Below are 21,378 nucleotides of genomic sequence, written 5' to 3' on the forward strand. Positions count from 1 at the left end.
ACGCCCATATTCTTACAGGGCGCGCAAGAATCGCAGACGTGCCGTTCAGTCCAGCAGAATCTCCTCCGACGAAGGGCTCAGATGGTATCGGATCGTCTCACGCACCACGGAACGGCAGGCCGCCACCTGGCACTCCAACGTCAGTCCCTGCTGGGAATGGGCCGACTGCGCGACCTTGGGGAAGCTGACGAATCCGGACAGCACACGCCGCCGTCCCGCATTCCAATGCATCAGGTGGTAGAACAGCGAATTGCACACGTAGGTGCCGGCGTCCGAGCTCAGGGTGGCGGGGATGTCCGCGGCGGTGAAGTCCCGCAGGATCGCGCGCAACGGCAGGCGCGTCCAATAGGCGGCGGGACCGTCGGGGTCGATCGGGGTGCGGCGCGTCTCCACGCCGTCGTCATCCCGCCCGGAAGCGTCCATCAGGTTCGTCGCGCACCGTTCCAATGCGATGCCGCGCGCCGAACGCTTGAGTCCCGTGGCGATGACGATGTCCGGTTCGACGGCGTCCAGCACCCGCTCGAGCTCGGGCCATGCGTCGGTGAAGCTGATCGGCAGCCCGACCGTATGGATGTCCACCGACACGCCCGACAACGGGTCGTCGATGTCCGCTGAGATGCCGAGCCCCTGTTCGGCCAACAGTCTGGGCGCCTCGGCCGACGGGTTGATGTCGATGCCTTCGTAATGGTCGAAACCGGAGATCACCACACTGAACTGCTGCATACCGACCAGTCTACCGGCGCTGGGTGAGAATCCCCGCCGCGATGCGCTCGGCCGTGGGCATGTCGGCCAGCGTGGTGACCTTGAGATTGGTCTCGCTACCGGCCACGATCGCCACAGGCTCGTCCGGCAGGTAGTCGACGACCACGCGGGTGTCGTCGGTCGGGTGGAAATCCGGATCGCCGGCGGCCAGCGCGTAGGCGCGGCGGATGGTGGCGAACCGGAAGGCCTGCGGGGTCTGCGCCCGGAACGTCTGGGGGCGCTCCGGCACCGACCGGACGACCTTGACGTCGCCCAGATCGCGGGTGAGCAGCACCGTATCGGTGGAGGCAAACGCCACCGTGGCCGCAGTGAACCGGTCGAGCGCCGCCACGCACCCGTCGATCGAGGATTGCGCGACGAACGGCCGCACCGCATCATGGATCAGGATCTTCGCATCCCCGGGGATGCCGGCCGCGGCGAGCGCCTCCAACGCGGCCGCGGTGCTGTCGGCACGTTCCGCGCCGCCGTTGAGGATCATCCGCACCTTCGGGTATCCGGCCTCGTCGATCAGCCGTTCCACGGCGTCACGCACCTGCGGGTTGACCACCACCACGATATCCGTGATCCGCGGATTCGTCTCGAACGCCTCGATGCTCCAGCACACGATCGGCTTGCCGCCGACCGACACCAGCTGCTTGGGATTGTTCGGATCGAACCGCGTGCCGAACCCCGCCGCCAACACCACGGCCACCACGGGCACCGCGCTCTGCTCTCTCTGACTCATATCCACCACCGTAAGGCCTTGTCCGCCGCCCGGTCACATCGCCGGACAGCTTCTGCACCAAATCCATGCGGCCCGACTGCACAGTGGGACCGCGTCCCGTTCACAGCGCGACCGGCTTCAATGTGCCGGCACGCGACCGCACTGCGCCGCTCACGCTACTCCATCACGATGAGGGCGAGCATGCGCCCCTCGCCGTTCTTGTTCGCCAGCGAGGCGCGGCGATGCGAATACCACAGCGGGTTCTCGAGCGTGCACAGGCTGTGGCGCACGCCGTCGATGCGCTCGGCCAGCTCGGTCGCGCCCTCCCCGTCCGTGCGGCACAGCTCAGCCAGTTCCCCGTCCTCGGACAGGTACTGGGTGGCGGCGGCCACGCGCGGGCGGGATTCGACGATGCGATCGCCTGCGATGCCAGCGGCGGCGAGTTCCCGCAACGCGGCCGCGGCGATGTCGATGCCGGGGCCGCCGAACCGCGTAGTGGTGGCGGTGCCGGGGAACTGGGCGTCGAATTCGGAGGCGATCGCCTCGCCCACCTCATAGCAGTCCCCGCAGATGCACGGGCCGAGCGTGGCCACGATGCGGTCGGCCCGCGCGCCCTTGGCGGTCATCATCCGCACGGTTTCGCCGATCACGCCCTGCTGCAGGCCACGTCGGCCGCAGTGGGCGACGCCGACCACACCGGACTCGGCGTCGGCGAGCAGCACCGGCAGACAGTCGGCGGCGAACACGCCCAGGGCGACGCCGCGTCGGGTCGTCACCTGCGCGTCCGCCTCGACGACCGTCACCTCGCCGTCCTCATCCTCCGGCACGGTGCCGCCGGTGGCGTCGAACCCATACGCACGGTTGTCCGCATACGTCTCGTCCACATCGACGGCGACGCCGGAGTGAATCTGGCTGACCAGCGACAGCCGGGCGTCGATCTCGTCGGCGAGCGCGGCGCGGTTGGCGGCCACATGAGCCGGATCGTCGCCGTTCTTGCCGCCAAGGTTGAGTCCGGCGGCGTCGCCCTGGCTCACGCCGCCCAGTCGCGTGGTGTAGACCACCTTGACGCCGGGGGCCAGCATGACGGGGATGGTCACCGGAATCGGGCGGCCGTCCTTGTCGGTGGGGCTGATCGCGTTGCTGTCCAGGATTTCGTCCGCGTACTCGGACTGGGTCATCGGTTGCTCCTTATCGTGAATGGGTCTGACGTCCGTCGGCCGGCCGCGCCATGCCGTGGGACTCGCGTTCGACGTGCGTCCGGCAGGCGTGGCGGCGGCTCATGCGGCCTTCATCGTGGCCTGCCTGGTGCGCGAGCGCATGGCGGCGTTCACCGGCACCGGTTCGGGGCAGGGCATGGAGAACACGTGGGCGGGGTTGTTGATCTCCTGCACCCACATGCCGTGCTCGTCGCGGAAACCGCCCTCCGGCACCGTGTAGGCGTAGGGGGCGCGGCCGGGCAGCACGAATTCCACCAACTGGCCGGCTTCGATCTTGTTGCGGCTCATGATGGTCAGGCGGCCGCCCTCCTCCGGGGACCACCCGAGCGTCTCGCCGACGACCAGCCACTCCCGGAAGTAGTGGCTGCGGTCGGTGTTCTGGGTGACGGGGTGTTCGGGATAGTAGAAGCCGGTGCTGTAGTCGCGATGGGCGACCTTGTACGGCTCCTCGCGCAGCCACTGCGGCAGGTCGACCGGGGCGGGCGCCGGGGTGGCCGTTTCGATGGCAGCCTCGCCGACGCGGGGGCTCTCCCCCGGCGCCGTGCGACGCACGCGATCGTGGAACGGGGCGAGTTCGTTGCCGTCCTCGTCCTCGAAGCCGCGCTGGACCATGTACTCGTTGACGGCGCTCTTGTAGGCGTTCGTCATGGCGGCGATGTAGTAGGCGCTCTTGGAGCGGCCCTCGATCTTGAGGCTGGTGGCGCCCGCGTCGATCAGGTCGTCGAGGTGCTCGAGCATGTTCATGTCCTGCGAGTTGAACAGGTAGGCGCCGTCCTGGGTCTGTTCGATCGGGAAGTAGCGGCCGGGGCGTTTCTCCTCCACGATCGAGTATTTCCAGCGGCAGGGCTGGGCGCATTCGCCGTGGTTGCCGTCGCGGCCGGTCAGGTAGTTGGAGAACAGGCAGCGCCCGGAGAACGCCATGCACATCGCGCCGTGCACGAAGCATTCGATGTCCATGTCCTCGGGGATGTTCGCGCGGATGTCGCGCACGGCCTGCAGGTCCATCTCACGGGCGAGCACGACGCGCTTGGCGCCCAGCTCGTACAGGGCGTTGGCGGCCAGATAGTTGGTGACGCCGGCCTGCGTGGAGATGTGGATCTCCAGGTTCGGGGCGATGCGGCGCGCGGCCATCATCACGCCGATGTCGGTGACAATCAGCGCGTCCACGCCGGTGTCCTTGAGCTGGCCCAAGTAATCCTTGAGCTCCTCGACCTCGGCGTTGCGGGGCAGCACGTTGCAGGTCACGTACACGCGCGCGCCGCGCTCATGGGCGTACCGCGAGCCCTCCTCGAAATCCTCCAGGCTCAGGTTCTTCGGCGCCGAACGCATGCCGAACGCCTTGCCGCCGCAGTATACGGCGTCCGCCCCGTAGTCCACGGCGGTCTTCAGGCCGCGCAGGTTGCCGGCGGGGGCCAGTACTTCAGGCTTGTTGCGGGTGCGCATCACGTGTTCCTCGTTCATAGCGCATCCCAGTGTAGGCGATGGCGCAGGCAATCCTAAACCATACGGTTGCGTACCACGGGTTGGGCTCTCCCCTGCCGTCAGCCGAGCTTGGCGAGCTCCTCGTCGGTCAGTTCGAGGTCGCCGGCGTTCAGGCTGTCGAGAATCGTCTCGGGCCGGTGAGCGCCGGGGATGACGAACATATGGTCGCCCTTGGCGAGCTCCCAGGCGAGCACCACCTGCTGGTAGCTGACACCGTGGGCGGCCGCCACCTCGCGGAACGGGTCGAACTTGGTTTCGTCCTTGGCCTTGCGGAAACCGCCGAGCGGGCTCCAGCACACGAAGGCGATGCCGAGCTTCGCGCAGTGCTCAAGCGTATCCTGCGTATCCAGGTAGATCGGCGAATACTGGTTCTGCACGGCCACGAACCTGTCGCCGAGGATGCCGCGCGCGATGTCGATCTGTTCGACCGACGCGTTCGAGATGCCCGCCCAGCGGGCCACGCCCTCGTCGAGCAACTGCTTGATGGCCTCGCAGGACTCGTTGTACGGCACTTCGGGGTCGGGACGGTGGAAGTACAGCAGGTCGATGGTGTCCACGCCGAGCGTCTGCGCGGACTGCTTGGCGTAGCGGATCAGGTGTTCGGGCTTGCCGTCCTTGCCCCAGGTGGGCACGCCGTCGGTGAAGTTGCGATAATGGCCGACCTTGGTAGCGATCAGCACCTCGTCCTTCGGGCCCTTCCAGCTGTCCATCGCCTCGCGCACCAGCTTCTCGCCGGTCTGCTCCTCGCCGCCCGAGCAGTAGTAGGACCAGGCGGTGTCGATGTGACGGCAGCCGGCGTCCAGCGCGGCGTGGATGGTCTCGATGCCCTTGGCCCAGCCGAGGTTGTTCTCGATGGTCAGGGGCATCTCGCCCAGACCGATGGCCGTGGTGTCGAACGGCCCCAGATTGCGATGCATCACCATGATGGTTGCTCCTTCGTCGATAGATGATCGTCCTCGTCCAGATTACCCTTGCCGGCGCGGAATCCGCGGTCATCGTCCTCCGAACGATCCGCCGCCGGAACCGCCGGAGGATCCGCCGAAGCCGCCGCCGGAGAACGAGCCGCCGGAGACGCCGGACGACCCCGGCGCGGCGGCCTGGAACGTGCTCGCGATATCGGCGAACCCGGCGTCGAGGTGGGCGCCGATGTTGCCCACGTTGGCGCTGAACGAGGCGATGTCGGTCACGGGGGCCGCGGCTCCAGCGCTCCACGTGTGGGCATACCAGTAGGGTCGGTAGGCCCAGTACACCACATGTCCCGCGGCGTACGAGTCCAGCCAGCTCGGGTCGCAGAGTTCCGGATAGGCTTCGGCCAGCTGCCGCAGCACCGTGTCGCTGATGCCGAAGGCGGCTGCATAGACCAGATAGCGGTCCCATAGGGTCAGATCGGCCACGCCGCGGTCGGAGAAATCGCTGAAATCCTCCAGATACCGTTTCAGACCGACCACCTGTCCGGCCAACCGCCGGCCTTCCTCGGTCAGCCCGGTGCGGCGCATGCTGCACAGCACGAACGCCGACCCGAACAGCAGCGGGCATCCCAGCACCAGGGCCACGGCCAATTGCTGTTCGGCGCCACTGAACAGGAACGTGGCCAACGCCACGGCAACGCCGAGGATGCCCGCCGTCAGCGCCTGTCCGCCCACAGCGCGCGTGGCGCCCAGCAGCGCGAACTCGTTGGCGCAGGCCGTGTCGAACGCCTCCTGCAGCTCGTAGCCGTCCTCATCGTCCTCGAACGCCGCGTTCATCCGTTCCAGGTCGAACGTCGCGGACCCGCAGCGTTTGGATGCGGCCTGTAGCATGCTCAGCGCCGCCTCCTCGGACTGGCTGAGATCCGCCTCCGGAACTCCGCCGGATGCGACCGCCGGATCGAGCGTGATGGTGGCGGTGTCGTCGAGTTTCCCGCCCGTCTGCGAGAACGCGGGGAACCGTTGCGCGGCGGATATCGCGGCCGACCGGTCGCCAGCGGCGCTGCCATCGTACAGGTCGGCGGGGCCCGGACGCACGCCGATCACGTGTTTGTCCGCCAACGACAGCACGCTGGAGGACATCTGCCGGGTTTGCAGATCCCCTGCGGCATCGGGCTGCACGATCGACAGCAGCCGCGCCGCCGAAGCGGGGCTGATCTCGGGCGGATCCCGCCAGTATTCGATGCCGCCACGGGAGTCGGCCTCACGGTTGCTGCGGATTGAGGCGATCACGCCCCAGATGATCAGCGCGACGCCGACCACGGCCAGCACCGCCCAAATCACCACCCGACGGATGGCTGCAGCTTGCTGCGATTCGCGCCATTGGCGCTCCTGCCGGCTCTCGTCGTCGATGATGCGGTCCGCGGCCCGCTCCGATGCGGTGCGGACGACGCCGTCGGTGGCGTTCACGTCGACCATGGCGACCAGGTCGAGATGCTGGCCGGCGCGCACGTCGTATGCGGTGAACTGCAGCACGTTGTTGCTGCGCGAGGTTTCCGACGTGCCGGAGAAGTGCAGCCAGGCGCGTGTCAGGCTCCCGTCGCCGCCGTCCGGCAACCGGACCGTGCCGGTCACGGTGCCGATCGGCATCTGGTTGGACGGCCCGAACGGCTCCCACTGGAACGTGGCGACGTCGTCGTACGCGGTCGTCACACCCTCGAACGTCATCGTGATGTCGAAGCGTATGCTGTCGGCTTCCACGGTGACGGGGATGTTCCAGCCGATCTCCACCACGCGTTCCTCGCGGATGTCGCCGTCCGGCGTATAGGGTTGCGGGTCGTCCGCGCCATCGGTCACGTCGGCGATGTACCAGTGCCGCGCGTACGACGTGTTCCACTCGTCGTCGCCGATGCCGGACGGGGTGCGCGGGTCGGTCTGCGCGTAGGTTTCGCCGGTGGAGGCGTCGGTGACGCTGACGCCGGTGATGGCGGTCAGGTTGTCGGGGTTGAGACGGTACTGCTGGTACAGCTGCTTCCACGGCACCGTGTTGTCGTCATCGTCCTCGCGCTCGTTGAGCCGCAAATCCACATGCTGGGTGATCTCCAGATCGCCGTCGGGCTGCACCGTGACCTCGTAATCGAGCGAACGGTAGCTCATGGCGGCATCGTCATCGCCGAACACGATGATGAACGTGGCGAGCAGGGCCGCAATCGCCGTGATCACCGCCGCGGCCGCGGCGGCACCGAATGCATGCTTCCCGGACATTGTCATCCCCTTTCAGCCGGTGCGACGCCGCCGGCACCGGCCACTCACTTGGAGAAGCTGACCTGCGGCACCTGGCGCGACTGCTCGTCCGCCTCGAAGTACTGGGCCTGGGTGAAATGGAACAAGCCGGCGATGATGTTGGACGGCACCGTTTCGATGGCGGTGTTGAACTTCATCACCACATCGTTGTAGAACTGGCGCGCGTAGGCGATCTTCTGCTCCAGCTGGCTCAGCTGGTTCTGCAGATCCATGAAGTTCTGGTTCGCCTGCAGCTGCGGGTAGGCCTCCGCGGTGGCCTGCAGGTTGACCAGGGCGCGGCTCAGCTTGTTCTCGGCCGCGGCACGCTCGGCGGCGCCAGCCTTGGGATCGGCCGCCGCGGCGAGCGCTCCGGCGCGGGCCTCGGTGACCTGGGTGAACACCTCGGATTCGTGCGCGGCGTAGCCCTTGACAGTTTCCACCAGGTTCGGCACCAGATCCGCGCGCTGCTTGAGCTGCACGTCGATCTGCGCCCAGCCGTTCGCCACGCGGTTGCGCAGCGACACCAGGGAGTTGTACGCGCCGACCGCCCACAGGATGAGCAGGACCGCAATGACTGCGATGACGATAGCGACGATCATGGGAATCCTTTCCGTAGTATGATGCCCCCATTCTCTCAACAGGTAGGGATGCGCGCGGACATGCGCGCCGCACCAGGTGAGACACCGGCGACGGCGGTCCTTCGCCCCGTGGGCTATAGTCGAAGTCAGGAAGGGGGCACCGGATGAATGATTCACTCGACACCGGCAAACGCCGCCTGCGCATCGGCGTACTGGACAACGACCCCTGCGCGCTGGAATGCATCGTGGCCATCCTCAGGCAGCTTTCGGGAACGGACATCTGCACGGCCGACATATGGTCCTACAGCAGACCCACCCAGGCGATCCAGGAGTGCCGGTTCGGACAGCACACCGACGTCGTCATCATCGACATGGCGCTCAACGGGCTGACCGGGGCGCAGGTGGCGGCGGAGATCCGCAAGATCTCGCCCGGCACGGGCATCATCGGCATCACCTCGTACACCCCGGACGCGTATCGCAAGTCGCTGGCCGAGGCTGGGGCGCAGGCCCTGCTCGACAAAAGCTCGCTTCGAACCACGCTGGCCGACGCGATTACGGCGGCAGCCGCGGGCCGCCACTATCCGCAGGACGACATGTTCCCGGACGTGTCGACCTCCGCCGACGCGCCGAATCCGGCGGGCATCCATCTGACCGCGGCCGAGCAGCGCATCCTCGCCCTCAGCATGGGACATCTCACCTCACGGCAGATCGCCGACGAACTGGGCGTATCCGTCGACACCGTGTTCTCGCACAGACGCAACATCAAACGCAAACTCGCCGTCAACGAATGGCATGAGGTCATCGAACGATGCCGTACACTGCACATCCTGTAACCCCCGATAGCGCACCCGCCTCCGCGCCGGTGCGGCGCGTATCCTCCATCCACCGATGGTGGCTGATCTCGATCTGCGTCATCATCGTCATCTCCGCGATCGCGGAACTGATAGGATTGGCCGTCATCGCGAAGGACGACACGTCGATCGCCACGACCGCGGCGCTCACCGTGGCGCAGATCGGCGCCACGGCGGTGATGCTCCGCAAGGCGCGTCTCGGCGCGGCACTCACCGTGATCCTTGCGGTGGCCTCGATGCTTATCCCCACGGCGGCGACCTTCTCCATGCTGTTCGCCGTCATACTCGCCATCAATATCCTGACGTTCCGGCGGACGGCGGAAGGCATCGCCGCCGTGGTCGTCATGGTGGCGGCCAGCGTCATATCCGGCATCCTGTATCACGATTCCGCCATGGCCAGCGGTGGGGCGCTCTCCCTGGGCGTCTTCTGCCTCATCGCCTGCACCGGCGGATGGCTGATGCGCCAGTGGGACGATGCGCAACGGCGGGCCCGGCGCGCCGAACGGCTGGAACATGACATGGCCATCGCCCAATACCTGCATGATTACACCACCAACGACCTGAACAACATCCTCATGCTGACCGACCTGGCGCTCACCCAGCCGGACAGCCCCGCGCCGGACACACTGGAACGCGTCCGCGGCCTGGCGAAGGACGCGCTCAAGCAGACGCGTCTGGCCATCGCCGCGCTGGAACATGACGATGACGCCGACGAGCACACCATGTACCAGCCCACGGCATCCGATCTGGAACAGCAGCTGTTCGCCGTGGCGGAGGAGCAGCGCACGCTTCTGGACACTTACGGATATCAGGGATCGGTGCTGATCGGCGAGCACCCGTTCGCGCACTGTTCGCAGGCCCAGGCCACACTCGCGCTGAGCCTGGTCCGGGAGATGTTCTCCAACATCGTCCAGCACGCCGACCCCGCCGCCGGCTACACGATGACGATCGCCGCCACCCCTTCGCAGCTGCATATCGCCGTCACCGATTGCCATGCCGAGCATTCGACGCCGGGCATGAACACGGGATTGGCCCGGCTGCGCAGGCGCATCACCGAGGCGGGCGGCACCTGGCAGGTCGAAGAGCACGGACGCAATTGGACATTGGCGACAATCATGCCCACCGAGTGACGCGGCGCCCTCCCGCGCGCGGCGCTGCGATGCCTTCCGTTCCCCTGTCCAGCCTTCCCCTATCCCAAACTTGTTATAGGTTCCACAATCCGCCGTCATCCGTCAAGCTCGTCTGCAGTTTTCTGCAGAAAACACGCCGAGAAGTCTCAGAATTATCACATATCGACCATTGGCGTTGTGCATTTTGAAGATTATTGATGGGTTTTTGGAATCATGCAGGGCGATACGCAAACCCTGTGAAGACCACCTTGGCAACAGCCGCGCACGCCACCCTCAGCGAGCATCCTGCAACCTACAACGCCTATATGGGCTGTCCGCCCATAAGGCACAACCCGCACCACTGATACGACGGGAGCCCGCCGGCTGGTAACCGGCGGGCTCCCGTCACACGTTCAGGCCAATGGGATCGGCCTTGCCGTGTCTGTGATCCATTCCCAGATGGATCACAGACACAGTGGTGTCGTGAAATCCGTTCCTGGATAAATCCAGTCACAGCAATCGCGGAATCAGTCCTCGAACAGATCGAAGTCGCGGCGGACACGGCGGCGCGGACGCTCGGAACGCTCCTCGCGATCGGCGCGGTACTCGTCGTAGTTCTCGTCGGCGGCGTACCGCGGGTTACGGTCGTCACGGCGCGAACGATAGTTGCGGCGATCATCACGATCATCGCGGCGGTCGTCGCGATCGTCACGGTCATAGTCGCGGCGACGGCGCGGACGATCGTCATAATCACGATCATCGTAGCGGTCGTCACGGTCGCGGCGACGACGCGGACGATCGTCATAATCACGATCGTCGTCATAGTCGCGGCGCGAACGGTAGCCACGGTCGTCACGGTCGGAACGGCGGTCGTCGCGGTCGGAACGACGATCGTCACGGCGGCCACGGCCACCGCGGCGGTCCTCACGGTCGCCACGCTCACGGCGCGGGGCCGAGGACTCCTGATCCTCGAAGCCCGGAATCGCCAGGCTGATCTTGCCGCGGTCGTCGACGCCCTGCACGATCACCTCGACGGTGTCGCCTTCCTTGAGCACGTCCTCGACGGCGTCGATGCGCTCGCCGTTGGCCAGGTTGCGGATCTGCGAGATGTGCAGCAGGCCGTCGGTGCCCGGAGTCAGGTTCACGAACGCGCCGAAGCTGGTGGTCTTGACGACCTTGCCGTTGTAGGTCTCGCCGGCCTCCGGCACATGCGGGTTGGCGATCTGGTCGATGATCTGCTTGGCCTTCTCGGCGGCCTCGCCACCCTCGGAGGCGATGTAGACGGTGCCGTCGTCCTCGATGGAGATCTCGGCGCCGGTGTCCTCCTGGATCTGGTTGATCATCTTGCCCTTCGGGCCGATGACCTCGCCGATCTTATCGACCGGGACGGTGGTGGTGATGATGCGCGGCGCATACGGGCTCATCTCGGCAGGACCATCGATGCACTCGTTGATGACCTCGAGGATCGTGGTGCGGGCCTCCTTGGCCTGCTGCAGGGCGGCGGCCAGGATGTCGGCGGGGATGCCGTCGAGCTTGGTGTCGAGCTGCAGTGCGGTGATGAACTCGGAGGTGCCGGCCACCTTGAAGTCCATGTCGCCGAACGCGTCCTCGGCGCCCAGGATGTCGGTCAGGGTCTTGTAGATGTGCTGGCCGTCCACGTCGCCGGAGACCAGGCCCATCGCGATGCCGGCCACCGGAGCCTTCAGCGGCACGCCGGCGGCGAGCAGGCTCAGGGTCGAGGCGCACACGGAGCCCATCGAGGTCGAACCGTTGGAGCCGATGGCCTCGGAGACCTGACGGATGGCGTACGGGAACTCCTCACGACCCGGCAGCACCGGCACGATGGCCTTCTCGGCGAGGGCGCCGTGGCCGATCTCGCGGCGCTTCGGGGAGCCGACGCGGCCGGTCTCGCCGGTCGAATACGGCGGCATCTCATAGTTGTGCATGTAGCGCTTGGACTGCGGGCCGGACAGCGCGTCGATCTGCTGCTCCATCTTGAGCATGTTCAGCGTGGTGACGCCCAGGATCTGGGTTTCGCCGCGCTGGAACAGGGCGGAGCCGTGCACGCGCGGGACGATGTCGACCTCGGCGGACAGGGTGCGGATGTCACGCAGGCCACGGCCGTCGATGCGGTAATCCTGGGTCAGGATGCGGCGGCGCACGATCTGGCGCTGCAGCTCCTTGAACGCGTTGCCGAGTTCCTTCTCCTTCTCGGCCTCGTCCATGTCGGTGAACTCGCCGGCCAGCACATCCTTGACGTGCTGCTTGATCTCGGCGATGCGATCCTGACGCGGCAGCTTCTCGGCGATCGAGAGCGCCTCGTCGAGGTCGGCGTGCGCGATCTCGTCGATGCGGGCGTACAGCTCGTTGGTGTACTCCGGGAAGAGCTGGAACTCCTTGGTCTCCTTGGCGGCGATGCGCTTGAGCTCGGCCTGGGCCTCGCAGATGACCTTGATGAACGGCTTGGCGGCTTCCAGACCGCCGGCGACGACCTCCTCGTCCGGCTTGATCTGGCCCTCGTCATAGATCAGGGTCCAGGCGTTCTTGCCGGCACCGGCCTCGATCATGGCGATCGCGACGTCGCCGTTCTCCACCACACGGCCGGCGACCACGATCTCGAACACGGCGCGCTCGCGCTCGCTCCAACGCGGGAACGCGACCCACTGGCCATCGATCAGGGCCAGACGGACGCCGGAGACCGGGCCCTCGAACGGCAGGCCGGAAATCATCGTCGACGCCGAAGCGGCGTTCAGCGCGATCACGTCATACGCGTCATCCGGGTTGACGGCCAGGATCGTCTCGACGACCTGCACCTCATTGCGCAGCGTGTGCGGGAACAGCGGGCGCAGCGGGCGGTCGATGATGCGGCAGGCCAGGATCGCCTCGGAGCTCGGGCGGCCCTCACGACGGAAGAACGAGCCCGGGATCTTGCCGGCGGCGTACATCTTCTCTTCAACGTCCACAGTCAGCGGGAAGAAGTCGTAGTTCTCCTTCGGGCTGGAACCAGCGGTGGTGGTGGACAGCACCATCGAGTCATCATCCAGATACGCGGCCACGGCGCCATCGGCCTGCTGGGCGAGGCGGCCGGTCTCGAAGCGCAGCGTGCGCTTGCCAAACGAACCATTGTCGATTACGGCCTCAACGGCCTTGATTTCGGGACCCTCCAAGGGTTTCTCCTTCGTTGTCTAATTCCTACTTGCTGCTTGTCTTGCCTTCACATTGTGCATGCCGTGCGCGGCGTACCTGGCCGCGCGTTCCTCGTGTCAGATTCCTCATCATCATACGTGCCCGCTCCGGGGCCTGCAGCTGCTGTTATCCCTCGTCAGAAAGACGACATGCAAAACGCCCGAGCACACGTGCCCGGGCGGAAGAATTCAATTATCGGCGCAGACCCAGCCGCTCGATCAGCGAGCGGTAACGGTTGATGTCCACGCGCTTGAGGTAATCGAGCAGACGGCGACGGTCACCGACCATCAGCAGCAGACCACGACGGGAGTGGTGATCATGCTTGTGCTGCTTCAGGTGCTCGGTCAGGTCGGCGATGCGCTTGCTCAGCAGCGCGACCTGGACCTCCGGGGAGCCCGTGTCACCCTCGTGCGTCGCGTACTCGGTGATGATCTGCTGCTTCTGTTCAGCCGTAAGTGCCACGGCATCCTCCTTATGTTCTCGTTGCGCGGTGCCGGCGACCCAATGTCGCGGCGCTCTCGATCCGCGGGCGAAACACGCCAAATGAACAGTATACAGGAGGGGGCGACCAACTCACATCGCCGTCAGCAGACCGCCGAACAGCACGATCAGCAACGCGACCGCCTCTATCGCGAAGAACAGGATGAACGAGGCCCAGCTGCGGGTGAGCACGTTCAGCGGCGAATCCTTGCGGATCACCACCAGCAGTCCCACGAACACCACCGCATACACCGCCACGGCCGCGCCCGCCGCGATGATGCCGAGGTTCGCGGCGTTCGGCACCGCGGCATTGTCGCCGTACACCACATAGGTCGCATACCAGAAGTCGAGCCGCAGCAGGCACAGACCCGCGATGAACTGTTCGGCCACCAATCCCAGGAAGAAGATGATCCGCCCCAGCCAGTTATGGGACTCCACAATGATCATCCCCAACCCGGCCAGCGCCAGCACCGTGACCGACCAGGACACCAACGCCACGCCACGCGGCTCGAAGGCGCTCAGATGCGCGACCAGCCACTCGGTATGCTCCGAAGCGATCATGCGGCCCAGCCAATACGGGGCGACGATCGCCACCAACACGGCGACGATGGCGCACACCCAACGCACCGGATGGGACCGGCTGCGCTCGATGTCCGCAAAGGACAGGTCGGCGGTGGGAATGGAGGCGACGGGATGCCTGGACACGCCGTCGGCCGCCGGGTCGACGCCCTCCCCGCCATTGCCGTCGGTACGTCCCCGCCTGTCGCGCGTGCTGCGATCCTCGCCCATTTCCAGTCCTCGATGTCTTGTCGGCTTGTGGTCGTCGCACTCCACCTTACCGCGACACATCGGCAGCCGGGGCGCGCTGTGCCGGCCCGGCCGCACCGTATGAAAAGGAAAAGGCCGCGGACACAATCCGAGGCCTTTCGAGTGGAGCGGACGACGGGAATCGAACCCGCGTAATCAGTTTGGAAGACTGAGGCTCTACCATTGAGCTACGTCCGCGTGCCGCCTCTTGCGAGACAACGTGAGCCATTATACATGACTATGCGTCTTTGGCAAGCAACACGACCGCCGAGGCCACCGGACCATCATGGCTCAGGGAGATATGCCAGGTCGGCCGTTCCCGGGGCGACCGCCCCCGTCCCGTCGATTCGGCGGCATCGTGCGGCGCGCCGGCGGACGACGTGCCGTCGCCATGGCCGGAACATGCGATCCGACCGGCATCGGTGGGGCCGGTCAGCCCTAAGGATTGAGCCAACCGATCCCTTACGTCGGGGGCGAGCACGACATGCGGTCGGCCTTGGGAATCGTCGAGGATCTCGATGCACGCCCACGGGAACGTATCCACCGTATAGGGGGCAGGCCGCTCCCCCAACGCGTCGCACCACGCCTTGAGCACCGCCTCCTTGCCGGCCCAGCGGGCGGCCAGGTGCGTGGATTGGGCGTCATGCTTGGCTTGCGCGCGCGCCGCGCACTGCCGCCGCTCGCGAACGGAGAACAGCGCGAGCATCCGGGTGCCGGGCTCGGCCAGCTGCGCGGCGAAGGACGAGACCTCCACCACATCATGCCCCACGCCGATGATGTTCGACCTCGGCGGCAGCATTCCCGCGATCCGTTCAGTATCCATACCGCCACGCTACCGCATGCCGCCGAGTCCAACGCTCAGCAGTGGATGATGCGGGCCTCGTACGGCTTGAGGGTTTCGCTGGCAGGCAGCGCCACGCCTTCGATGCTGTCAAGGTGGACGGTCTGGTCGGCCTGCGAGAAGTTGAACAGCCCCAGCAGCACGGCGTCCCCAGACTTGCGCACGATGGCCAGTACGGACTGGTTGCAGGTATCCCAAGTCGTCACCCAGGCGTCCGGGGCGAAGCAGGGATCATCGCGCATCGTACGCAGTTCGGCCATTCCCTCCCACAGGCGGTTTTGCAGCGTGCCGGGTTCGTGGCGCTTTTCGGCGGCACGCCAATTGAACTTGCTGCGATGCAGGTTGCGGCTGTCCTCCACGCGGTCCGGGTCATCCTTGTAATCCCAGCCGTTGAGCTGGGCGATCTCGTCGCCGCAGTTGAGCATCGGGAAGCCGCGAAGGAAGGCCATGGCCTTGTGCATGAGCAGGTCGCGGTCGATGCCGCGCTCCAGCGAGGGCTTGTCATGCGTGTACAGCGCCTTCTCGATGCCGCACAGGCTGGCGGTGGTGCCGCAGCTGCGGGCGTCGCCGCTGGCCGCGTCGTAGTTGTACAGCTCGCCCATCGACCAGCTGCCGGGGACGGACCCTTCGTAGAAGTGATACAGGAATTCCTTGTGACGGAACGGATCGATGCCGAGCTTCCACTCCTGCGGCTCGTCCAGACCCCAGCCGATGTCGTCATGGCAGCGCAGGTAGTTGACGAACCAGCAGTTCTCGGGCAGGGCGTCCAGCGCATCGATCTGGGCCTTGAGCAGGCGGGTGTCGCCGTTGGCGAGCGCGCTCCACAGGTTGACCATCGTCGAGACGTTGTACAGCATGTGGCATTCGGGGTGTTCCGGGGTGCCGAAGTAGGCGGCGAGCTCCTTGGGGGCCATGACCACCTCGCCCTTGAGCACCACGGCCGGGCAGACGCATTCGAGGGCGATGCGCAGCATGCGGACGATGGTATGCACCTGCGGCAGGTTGCGGCTGGTGGTGCCCAGCTGCTTCCAGATGTAGGGCACGGCGTCGATGCGCAGCACCTCCACGCCCAGGTTCGCCAGGTTCAGCGCGCTGGTCAGCATGGCCACCAGCACCTTGGGGTTGCGGTAGTTGAGATCCCACTGGAACGGGTAGAACGAGGTGAGCACCCACTTGTGCATCTCGTCGCACCAGCTGAAGTTGCCGGGCGCCGTGTTCGGGAAGACCTGCGGGGTGGTCTTCTCGTATTCGTCGGGGATCGTGCGGTCGTTGTAGCAGAAGTAGTAGTCCTGGTATTCGGGGTCGCCGGCCTTGGCCTTCATGGCCCACTCGTGGGTGGAGGCGGTGTGGTTCATCACGAAGTCGAGGCACAGGCTGATGCCGGCCTTGCGCAGTTTCTTGGTCAGGGAGGCCAGGTCGGCGTTGGTGCCGAGCGAGGGGTCCACGGTGTTGAAGTCCTCGACCGCGTAGCCGCCGTCGTTCTGCGGGTGCGGCATCTTGAGCAGCGGCATCAGGTGCAGGTAGCTCAGGTGCTGCTCCTCCAGGTAGGGGATGCGGTTGGCGAGCTTGCGCAGGCTGCCGGCGAACAGGTCGGTGTACATGGTCATGCCGAACATCGAACCGCGCTTGTACCAGTCGGGGTCGGACTCACGCTGTTTGTCGAGTTGCTTCAGATCGTCGGGGCGGGCCTCGTAGGCGGCGGCCATCGCCTGTTCGAGGTCCTCGAGCGCGGCGCGGTCATCGTACAGACTCATGAACAGCTGGTCCAATTCGTCATGGTGCCGGGCCAGGCGATTGCCGAATGTGCTGTCGATTGCAGCGGAAACCATGGTGAAACTCCTTCGTTTATTCGCTTCCACCCATAGTGTAACGCCGAACAACCGCCGTCTCAAACCGGTTCGACGCAAAATGGCGGCCCGCGCCGACGGCATCCCGCCCCGCGACACGCCGAGGTGGTGGCAAACCTACCCCGAAAGTTTGCCGGGATTGGCTTGTTTCCGCCATTCTCGGCAAAACTTTTGGGGGAGGTTTGCCACCATGATGGCGTGTCGTACCACGCCCGGCAACGCCGCCGCCACGCCTCGCCCAAGACACACTCACCTGAGAACGATGAGGTCCCCGCCATCCTCAGGACGACGGGGACCTCATCATGCGGTCACGGCCCGGTCAGTGGACCGATCAGATCTCGTAGTAGCCGGACCCACCCAGACGGGCGTCGGGATCGAGCAGCATGGCCTTCTCGACCTCGTGCGCGTCGTAGCCGCGGCGGGTCTCATGGAAGCGGCGGTTGTCAATCGGCTCGTACAGCGCCTCATGGCCCATCATGCCCTCCTCGAGACGGCGCTGGCCGGCGGCCAGGCGCTCGTTGGCACGATGACGCCATTCCTCCAGCGCCTCGACGCCCGCGGTGTGCGCCACGGCGGCCTCGAAGGCACCCGGGCTCACGATCGCGCCGAATCCGGAGACATGGCCGAAGCCCAGCGAGGTCACCAGACCCGCCTTGACGGCGCCGACGTGCAGCGGCTTGGTCAGCCACACCATGTGGTCGTCACGCTCCAGCTTCGGGTCCACGCAGTCCAGCGCCGCGTTCGCCGGGATCACGCCGGACTTGAACAGCTGCGTCAGGCCGTTGACCTGGAAGATGCAGGCGCCGCCCTTCGCATGGCCGGTCACGGTCTTCTGGCTGATGACGAACAGCGGGTTGCCGTCCGTACGGCCGATCGCGTGGGCCAGCGTGTTGTGCAGCTCGGACTCGTTCGGGTCGTTCGCGTTGGTGGAGGTGTCGTGCTTGGAGACCACGGCGATGTCGTCCGCGGTCACGCCGAGCGCGGCCAGGTCCTTGACCAGCTTGGACTCGCGTCCGCCGAGGCCCGCGGCCAGGGCGCCGAGGCCCGGGGCCGGGATGGAGGTGTGCGCGCCGTCGGCGAAGGAGTGGATGTAGCCCACCACGCCGGCGACCGGCAGACCAAGCTTCAAGGCGATGTCGCCACGGGTCAGCAGGATCGTGCCGCCGCCCTGGGACTCGAGGAAGCCGCCACGACGACGATCGTTCGCACGCGAGAAGAAGCGCGCGTCGATGCCCTTGTCGTACATTTCCTGGGAGTTCGCGGTGGCGTTCATGTTGCCGAAGCCGATCACGGATTCCACGCCGATGTCATCGATCGCGCCGGTGACCACGAAGTCGGCCTTGCCCAGGGCGATCTTGTCGAAGCCCTCCTCCAGCGACACCGCGGCGGTGGCGCAGGCGGAGACCGGCTGGATCATGTTGCCGTAGCCGCCGATGTAGGACTGCATCACATGCGCGGCGACCACGTTCGGCAGCGCCTCCTGCAGGATGTCGGTCGGGATCTCGTGGTTGAGGAACCGGTCGAGGTACAGCTTGCGCATCGACTGCATGCCGCCGAAGCCGGTGCCCTGCGTGCTGGCGACCTTGGAGGGGTGCACGGCCTGCAGGATCTCGGCCGGGGTGAAGCCGGCGTTGAGGTACGCGTCCACGGTGGTGACGATGTTCCACTGCGCGATCGGGTCGACCGCGCCGACCATCGAGGCCGGGATGCCCCACTTGAGCGGGTCGAAGCCCTTCGGGAACTGGCCGCCGACGGTACGGGTCATCGTGGCGCGGCGCGGCACGCGGATCATCGATCCGGCGTGACGGGTCACGATCCACTCGCCGGACTCCTCGTCGGCGCGCACCGAGGTGTGGGCCTCGTCGAGCTTGACGTACTCCTCGGCGATGTCGCGGGCAGGCACCGAGAACTCGACGTCGTGGTCGAGGAACACCTCGGCCTCCTCCTCGTCGGCGCCGTCCTTGTAGTCGTTGCCCATGCCCTCGTCGAACGGACGGATGCCGGAGCGGGCCACGACCTCGTCATGGTAGCGTTCGGCGATGTCCTCCTCGGGCACCAGGTTGCCGTCCACGTCGTACCAGCCCGGCTTCGGGGAATCCTGCCAGGTCAGCAGGCCCATGTTCCAGGCCAGCTCGAGCACGGCGCCGGCGGACAGGTCCACCGTGCCGTCCGAGTGGATGCCCAGCTCGGCCTCGAAGCGGGTGCGGCCGGAGCCCCACGGGCCCAGCTCGCCGATCGAGACGATGACGACCTCATCCTCCGGGCGGGCGGTCACGCCCTGCCACTGATCGAGGTCGATCTCGGCCTGACGCGGCACATGCGGCGTCGGCAGCGCCTTGATCGTGGCGACCGGTTCGGTCGGCTCGCCGGCCGGAGTCCCGGCCTCGGCCTTGGCGGCGGCGTCGGCCATCGCCTCGGCGCGCAACGCCTTGATGTCGATCGGCTCGGAGCCCAGGCCTCCGGTCAGGTCCACGTCGAGCGGGGCCTTGATGGCCTGCTCGCGGGCGGACTTGTCGGACAGCTCGAGCAGCTTGACCGCGATCTCGGCGGTGGAGTAGGTCTTCAGGCCATGGCGCTCGACGACCTCGACCAGCGGGTCGTTGCCGCCCATCAGGCCGGTGCCGCGCACCCAACCGATCTTCGGGTGGGCGAAGGTCACGTGGCTGGACCACACCTTCTCGGCGCGGGCGCGGTTGACGATCGCGTCGAACGCGCTCTTGACCTCGCCGTACGCGCCGTCGCCGCCGAAGATGCCGCGGTTCGGGGAACCCGGCAGGACGACGTGCAGCTTGTGCGCCACGTCGGTGTCCGCACCGATGGCGGACAGGCCGGCGATCGCGCGCTCCACGCCCCACAGCATCAGGCGGGCCTGCGATTCGAACAGCTCGCCCGAGTCGGCCAGCGATCCGCGCACCGGCGGGGCCGCGAACGGGAAGAACAGGTCGGGCTGGTAGGCCGGCTTCAAGATCGTGGTGGTCGCGCCGGTGGTCTTCTTCTGCACGTTGCCGATCCACTCGACGAGGGCGTCCACGTCGCGGTAGCTCGACAGGTTGGCCGGGACGAGCCACAGCCGGGCGTCGCCGGCCGCGTGCTCGCGGTAGGTCTGCTTGGCCCACGCCTTGACGGAGGGGCGGAAGCTGTGCGAGGTGGCGATGACGGTCGCTCCGCCGGCGAGCAGGCCGTTGACGACCTGCGCGGCGATCGAGTTCGGGGCCACACCGGTGACGACGGCCACGTCGCCCGCGAAGCGGGAGGCTGCGGCGTCGTCGGCCACGGATTCCATGGCCTCGCGCGCGATCCGCTCGTACGCAGCCGCGTCCTTGCCGGATTCCTTGGCCTTGGCGGCGAACCAGGAGGCCTCGTCGGCGATGGTCTTGCCCAGACCCTTGAAGCTGGAGTCCAGCACGGACTCGTCGCCGTTGTAGAACGCGCGGGCCAGGTCCTCGCGGGCGGAGGCCCAGCGGTCGTCGAACAGGATGGCCTTGTTCGCGTCGAAGCGCGGCTCGACCTGCTTGGGCCAGTCGGAGCCGAGCTCGGCTTCGACCGCGGCCACGACCGCGGCGTTGTCGTCGGATTCCTCGGCGGCCACGGGCGCGTTGAGGCCCAGCTGGTTCAGCACGAAGCGTGCGGTGGAAGCGAGCACGCCGTCCGCACCGGTGACCTTGGAGGCGTAGGCGTCGAGCGCGGCTGAGTCGACCACGCCGCCGCCGGCCGCACCGCCCGCGGACGGCATGGCGACGGAGACGCCGTGGTTGGCGGCGACCTTCTGCACGGCCGCGTCGATCATGGCGTTGGCGGCGGCCGCGTTGGACGCGGGCTCGCTGCCGATGCCGGCCAGATCGCCGCCGCGGGCGGAGGCGCCCTCGCGGGTCTCGAGCACGAGCGTGGCCACCACGTTGGCGGCCCAGCCCGCGCCGAGCTGCCAGACGTCGGTCACGCGCTTCTCGATGCCGGCCATCTTGAGTCCGGCCGCGCCGAACATGCCGCGCACACGGTCGCGCACGATGTCGGCCAGCACCGGGCCGAAGGCCTTGTAGTTCGGGGCCACCTTGTCGACCAGGGCGCTCAGCGCGGAGATCGAGGCCTCGGCGGCGCCGTCGACGCTCGCGACTCCCAGCTCGGAGCTGATGTCCATGAGCAGCTGGTTGCGGCGCGAGGAGACGCCGTTGGTCAGGGTGTCGGTGGTGTCGTTGTCGCCGATCTGATCGGGGCGGACCTTGGCCGAGTAGGCCAGCAGGGTCGCGATCGCGTCGGAGGCCTTGAACGGGATGTCCGCGACGGCGGCGCCGGACGGGGCGCCGGCGGGGGCCGCGGGAGCGGCCGGAGC

Annotated in this window: 15 protein-coding genes and 1 tRNA gene; 2 read left to right on the top strand and 14 right to left on the bottom strand. The window is 66.8% G+C overall.

The window, feature by feature from the left end; all coding sequences use genetic code 11:
* Positions 1 to 45: 45 nt before the first annotated feature.
* From OU11_RS07790 to OU11_RS07820, 7 genes are all read right to left on the bottom strand, one after another.
* Positions 46 to 723, bottom strand: coding sequence for a pyroglutamyl-peptidase I (locus tag OU11_RS07790; RefSeq protein WP_033515906.1), 678 nt, complete (start codon positions 721 to 723; stop codon positions 46 to 48).
* Between the two features lie 10 nt (positions 724 to 733).
* Complete coding sequence (locus OU11_RS07795) at positions 734 to 1,486, bottom strand: IspD/TarI family cytidylyltransferase (RefSeq protein WP_052122788.1); 753 nt, start codon at positions 1,484 to 1,486, stop codon at positions 734 to 736.
* 155 nt (positions 1,487 to 1,641) lie between these two features.
* Positions 1,642 to 2,643 carry a purine nucleoside phosphorylase YfiH/LACC1 family protein gene (locus OU11_RS07800; RefSeq protein WP_033515908.1) on the bottom strand — a complete coding sequence of 334 codons (1,002 nt, stop codon included), beginning with the start codon at positions 2,641 to 2,643 and terminating at the stop codon, positions 1,642 to 1,644.
* Positions 2,644 to 2,742: 99 nt separating this feature from the next.
* Positions 2,743 to 4,125: a peptidase U32 family protein gene (locus OU11_RS07805; protein WP_033515938.1), complete on the bottom strand. Its 1,383-nt coding sequence runs from the start codon at positions 4,123 to 4,125 to the stop codon at positions 2,743 to 2,745.
* Between the two features lie 98 nt (positions 4,126 to 4,223).
* Positions 4,224 to 5,087, bottom strand: coding sequence for an aldo/keto reductase (locus OU11_RS07810; protein WP_033515910.1), 864 nt, complete (start codon positions 5,085 to 5,087; stop codon positions 4,224 to 4,226).
* A 69-nt stretch (positions 5,088 to 5,156) separates the two neighbouring features.
* Positions 5,157 to 7,334, bottom strand: a complete 2,178-nt coding sequence (locus OU11_RS07815; RefSeq protein WP_052122789.1) for a DUF2207 domain-containing protein — start codon at positions 7,332 to 7,334, stop codon at positions 5,157 to 5,159.
* Between the two features lie 44 nt (positions 7,335 to 7,378).
* Complete coding sequence (locus tag OU11_RS07820) at positions 7,379 to 7,951, bottom strand: LemA family protein (protein ID WP_033515914.1); 573 nt, start codon at positions 7,949 to 7,951, stop codon at positions 7,379 to 7,381.
* A gap of 143 nt (positions 7,952 to 8,094) precedes the next feature.
* Here OU11_RS07820 and OU11_RS07825 point away from each other — a divergent pair, with 143 nt between their 5' ends.
* Both OU11_RS07825 and OU11_RS07830 read left to right on the top strand, forming a co-directional pair.
* Positions 8,095 to 8,763, top strand: a complete 669-nt coding sequence (locus OU11_RS07825) for a response regulator transcription factor (RefSeq protein WP_033515915.1) — start codon at positions 8,095 to 8,097, stop codon at positions 8,761 to 8,763.
* Positions 8,739 to 9,911: a histidine kinase gene (locus OU11_RS07830; RefSeq protein WP_152597120.1), complete on the top strand. Its 1,173-nt coding sequence runs from the start codon at positions 8,739 to 8,741 to the stop codon at positions 9,909 to 9,911. The genes OU11_RS07825 and OU11_RS07830 overlap by 25 nt, the downstream gene beginning before the upstream one ends.
* A 506-nt stretch (positions 9,912 to 10,417) precedes the next feature.
* Here the strand turns inward: OU11_RS07830 and OU11_RS07835 are convergent.
* The 7 genes from OU11_RS07835 to OU11_RS07865 form a co-directional block, all read right to left on the bottom strand.
* The gene (locus OU11_RS07835; RefSeq protein ID WP_033515919.1) at positions 10,418 to 13,057 is read right to left on the bottom strand and encodes a polyribonucleotide nucleotidyltransferase; all 2,640 of its coding nucleotides are present in this window, start codon (positions 13,055 to 13,057) and stop codon (positions 10,418 to 10,420) included.
* A gap of 211 nt (positions 13,058 to 13,268) precedes the next feature.
* Complete coding sequence (gene rpsO, locus OU11_RS07840) at positions 13,269 to 13,538, bottom strand: 30S ribosomal protein S15 (RefSeq protein WP_033505335.1); 270 nt, start codon at positions 13,536 to 13,538, stop codon at positions 13,269 to 13,271.
* A gap of 111 nt (positions 13,539 to 13,649) precedes the next feature.
* On the bottom strand, positions 13,650 to 14,345 hold the full coding sequence (locus tag OU11_RS07845; RefSeq protein WP_033515921.1) for a hypothetical protein: 696 nt from the start codon (positions 14,343 to 14,345) through the stop codon (positions 13,650 to 13,652).
* Between the two features lie 142 nt (positions 14,346 to 14,487).
* Positions 14,488 to 14,561, bottom strand: a tRNA-Gly gene (locus tag OU11_RS07850).
* Positions 14,562 to 14,601: 40 nt separating this feature from the next.
* On the bottom strand, positions 14,602 to 15,186 hold the full coding sequence (locus OU11_RS07855) for a holo-ACP synthase (RefSeq protein WP_308747440.1): 585 nt from the start codon (positions 15,184 to 15,186) through the stop codon (positions 14,602 to 14,604).
* Positions 15,187 to 15,221: 35 nt separating this feature from the next.
* Positions 15,222 to 17,033, bottom strand: a complete 1,812-nt coding sequence (locus OU11_RS07860; RefSeq protein ID WP_033515924.1) for an amylosucrase — start codon at positions 17,031 to 17,033, stop codon at positions 15,222 to 15,224.
* 349 nt (positions 17,034 to 17,382) lie between these two features.
* On the bottom strand, positions 17,383 to 21,378 hold a 3,996-nt coding region (locus OU11_RS07865; protein ID WP_033515926.1), incomplete at its 5' end, for a beta-ketoacyl synthase N-terminal-like domain-containing protein.

This window comes from Bifidobacterium pullorum DSM 20433, from assembly GCF_000771405.1.
Lineage (GTDB): Bacteria > Actinomycetota > Actinomycetes > Actinomycetales > Bifidobacteriaceae > Bifidobacterium > Bifidobacterium pullorum.

What these genes read in the sequence shown, in the direction of transcription:
- OU11_RS07790 (WP_033515906.1), bottom strand. Translation starts at nt 723, where the DNA reads ATGCAGCAGTTCAGTGTGGTGATCTCCGGTTTCGACCATTACGAAGGC.
- OU11_RS07795 (WP_052122788.1), bottom strand. Translation starts at nt 1,486, where the DNA reads ATGAGTCAGAGAGAGCAGAGCGCGGTGCCCGTGGTGGCCGTGGTGTTG.
- OU11_RS07800 (WP_033515908.1), bottom strand. Translation starts at nt 2,643, where the DNA reads ATGACCCAGTCCGAGTACGCGGACGAAATCCTGGACAGCAACGCGATC.
- OU11_RS07805 (WP_033515938.1), bottom strand. Translation starts at nt 4,125, where the DNA reads ATGCGCACCCGCAACAAGCCTGAAGTACTGGCCCCCGCCGGCAACCTG.
- OU11_RS07810 (WP_033515910.1), bottom strand. Translation starts at nt 5,087, where the DNA reads ATGGTGATGCATCGCAATCTGGGGCCGTTCGACACCACGGCCATCGGT.
- OU11_RS07815 (WP_052122789.1), bottom strand. Translation starts at nt 7,334, where the DNA reads ATGTCCGGGAAGCATGCATTCGGTGCCGCCGCGGCCGCGGCGGTGATC.
- OU11_RS07820 (WP_033515914.1), bottom strand. Translation starts at nt 7,951, where the DNA reads ATGATCGTCGCTATCGTCATCGCAGTCATTGCGGTCCTGCTCATCCTG.
- OU11_RS07825 (WP_033515915.1), top strand. Translation starts at nt 8,095, where the DNA reads ATGAATGATTCACTCGACACCGGCAAACGCCGCCTGCGCATCGGCGTA.
- OU11_RS07830 (WP_152597120.1), top strand. Translation starts at nt 8,739, where the DNA reads ATGCCGTACACTGCACATCCTGTAACCCCCGATAGCGCACCCGCCTCC.
- OU11_RS07845 (WP_033515921.1), bottom strand. Translation starts at nt 14,345, where the DNA reads ATGGGCGAGGATCGCAGCACGCGCGACAGGCGGGGACGTACCGACGGC.
- OU11_RS07855 (WP_308747440.1), bottom strand. Translation starts at nt 15,186, where the DNA reads ATGGATACTGAACGGATCGCGGGAATGCTGCCGCCGAGGTCGAACATC.
- OU11_RS07860 (WP_033515924.1), bottom strand. Translation starts at nt 17,033, where the DNA reads ATGGTTTCCGCTGCAATCGACAGCACATTCGGCAATCGCCTGGCCCGG.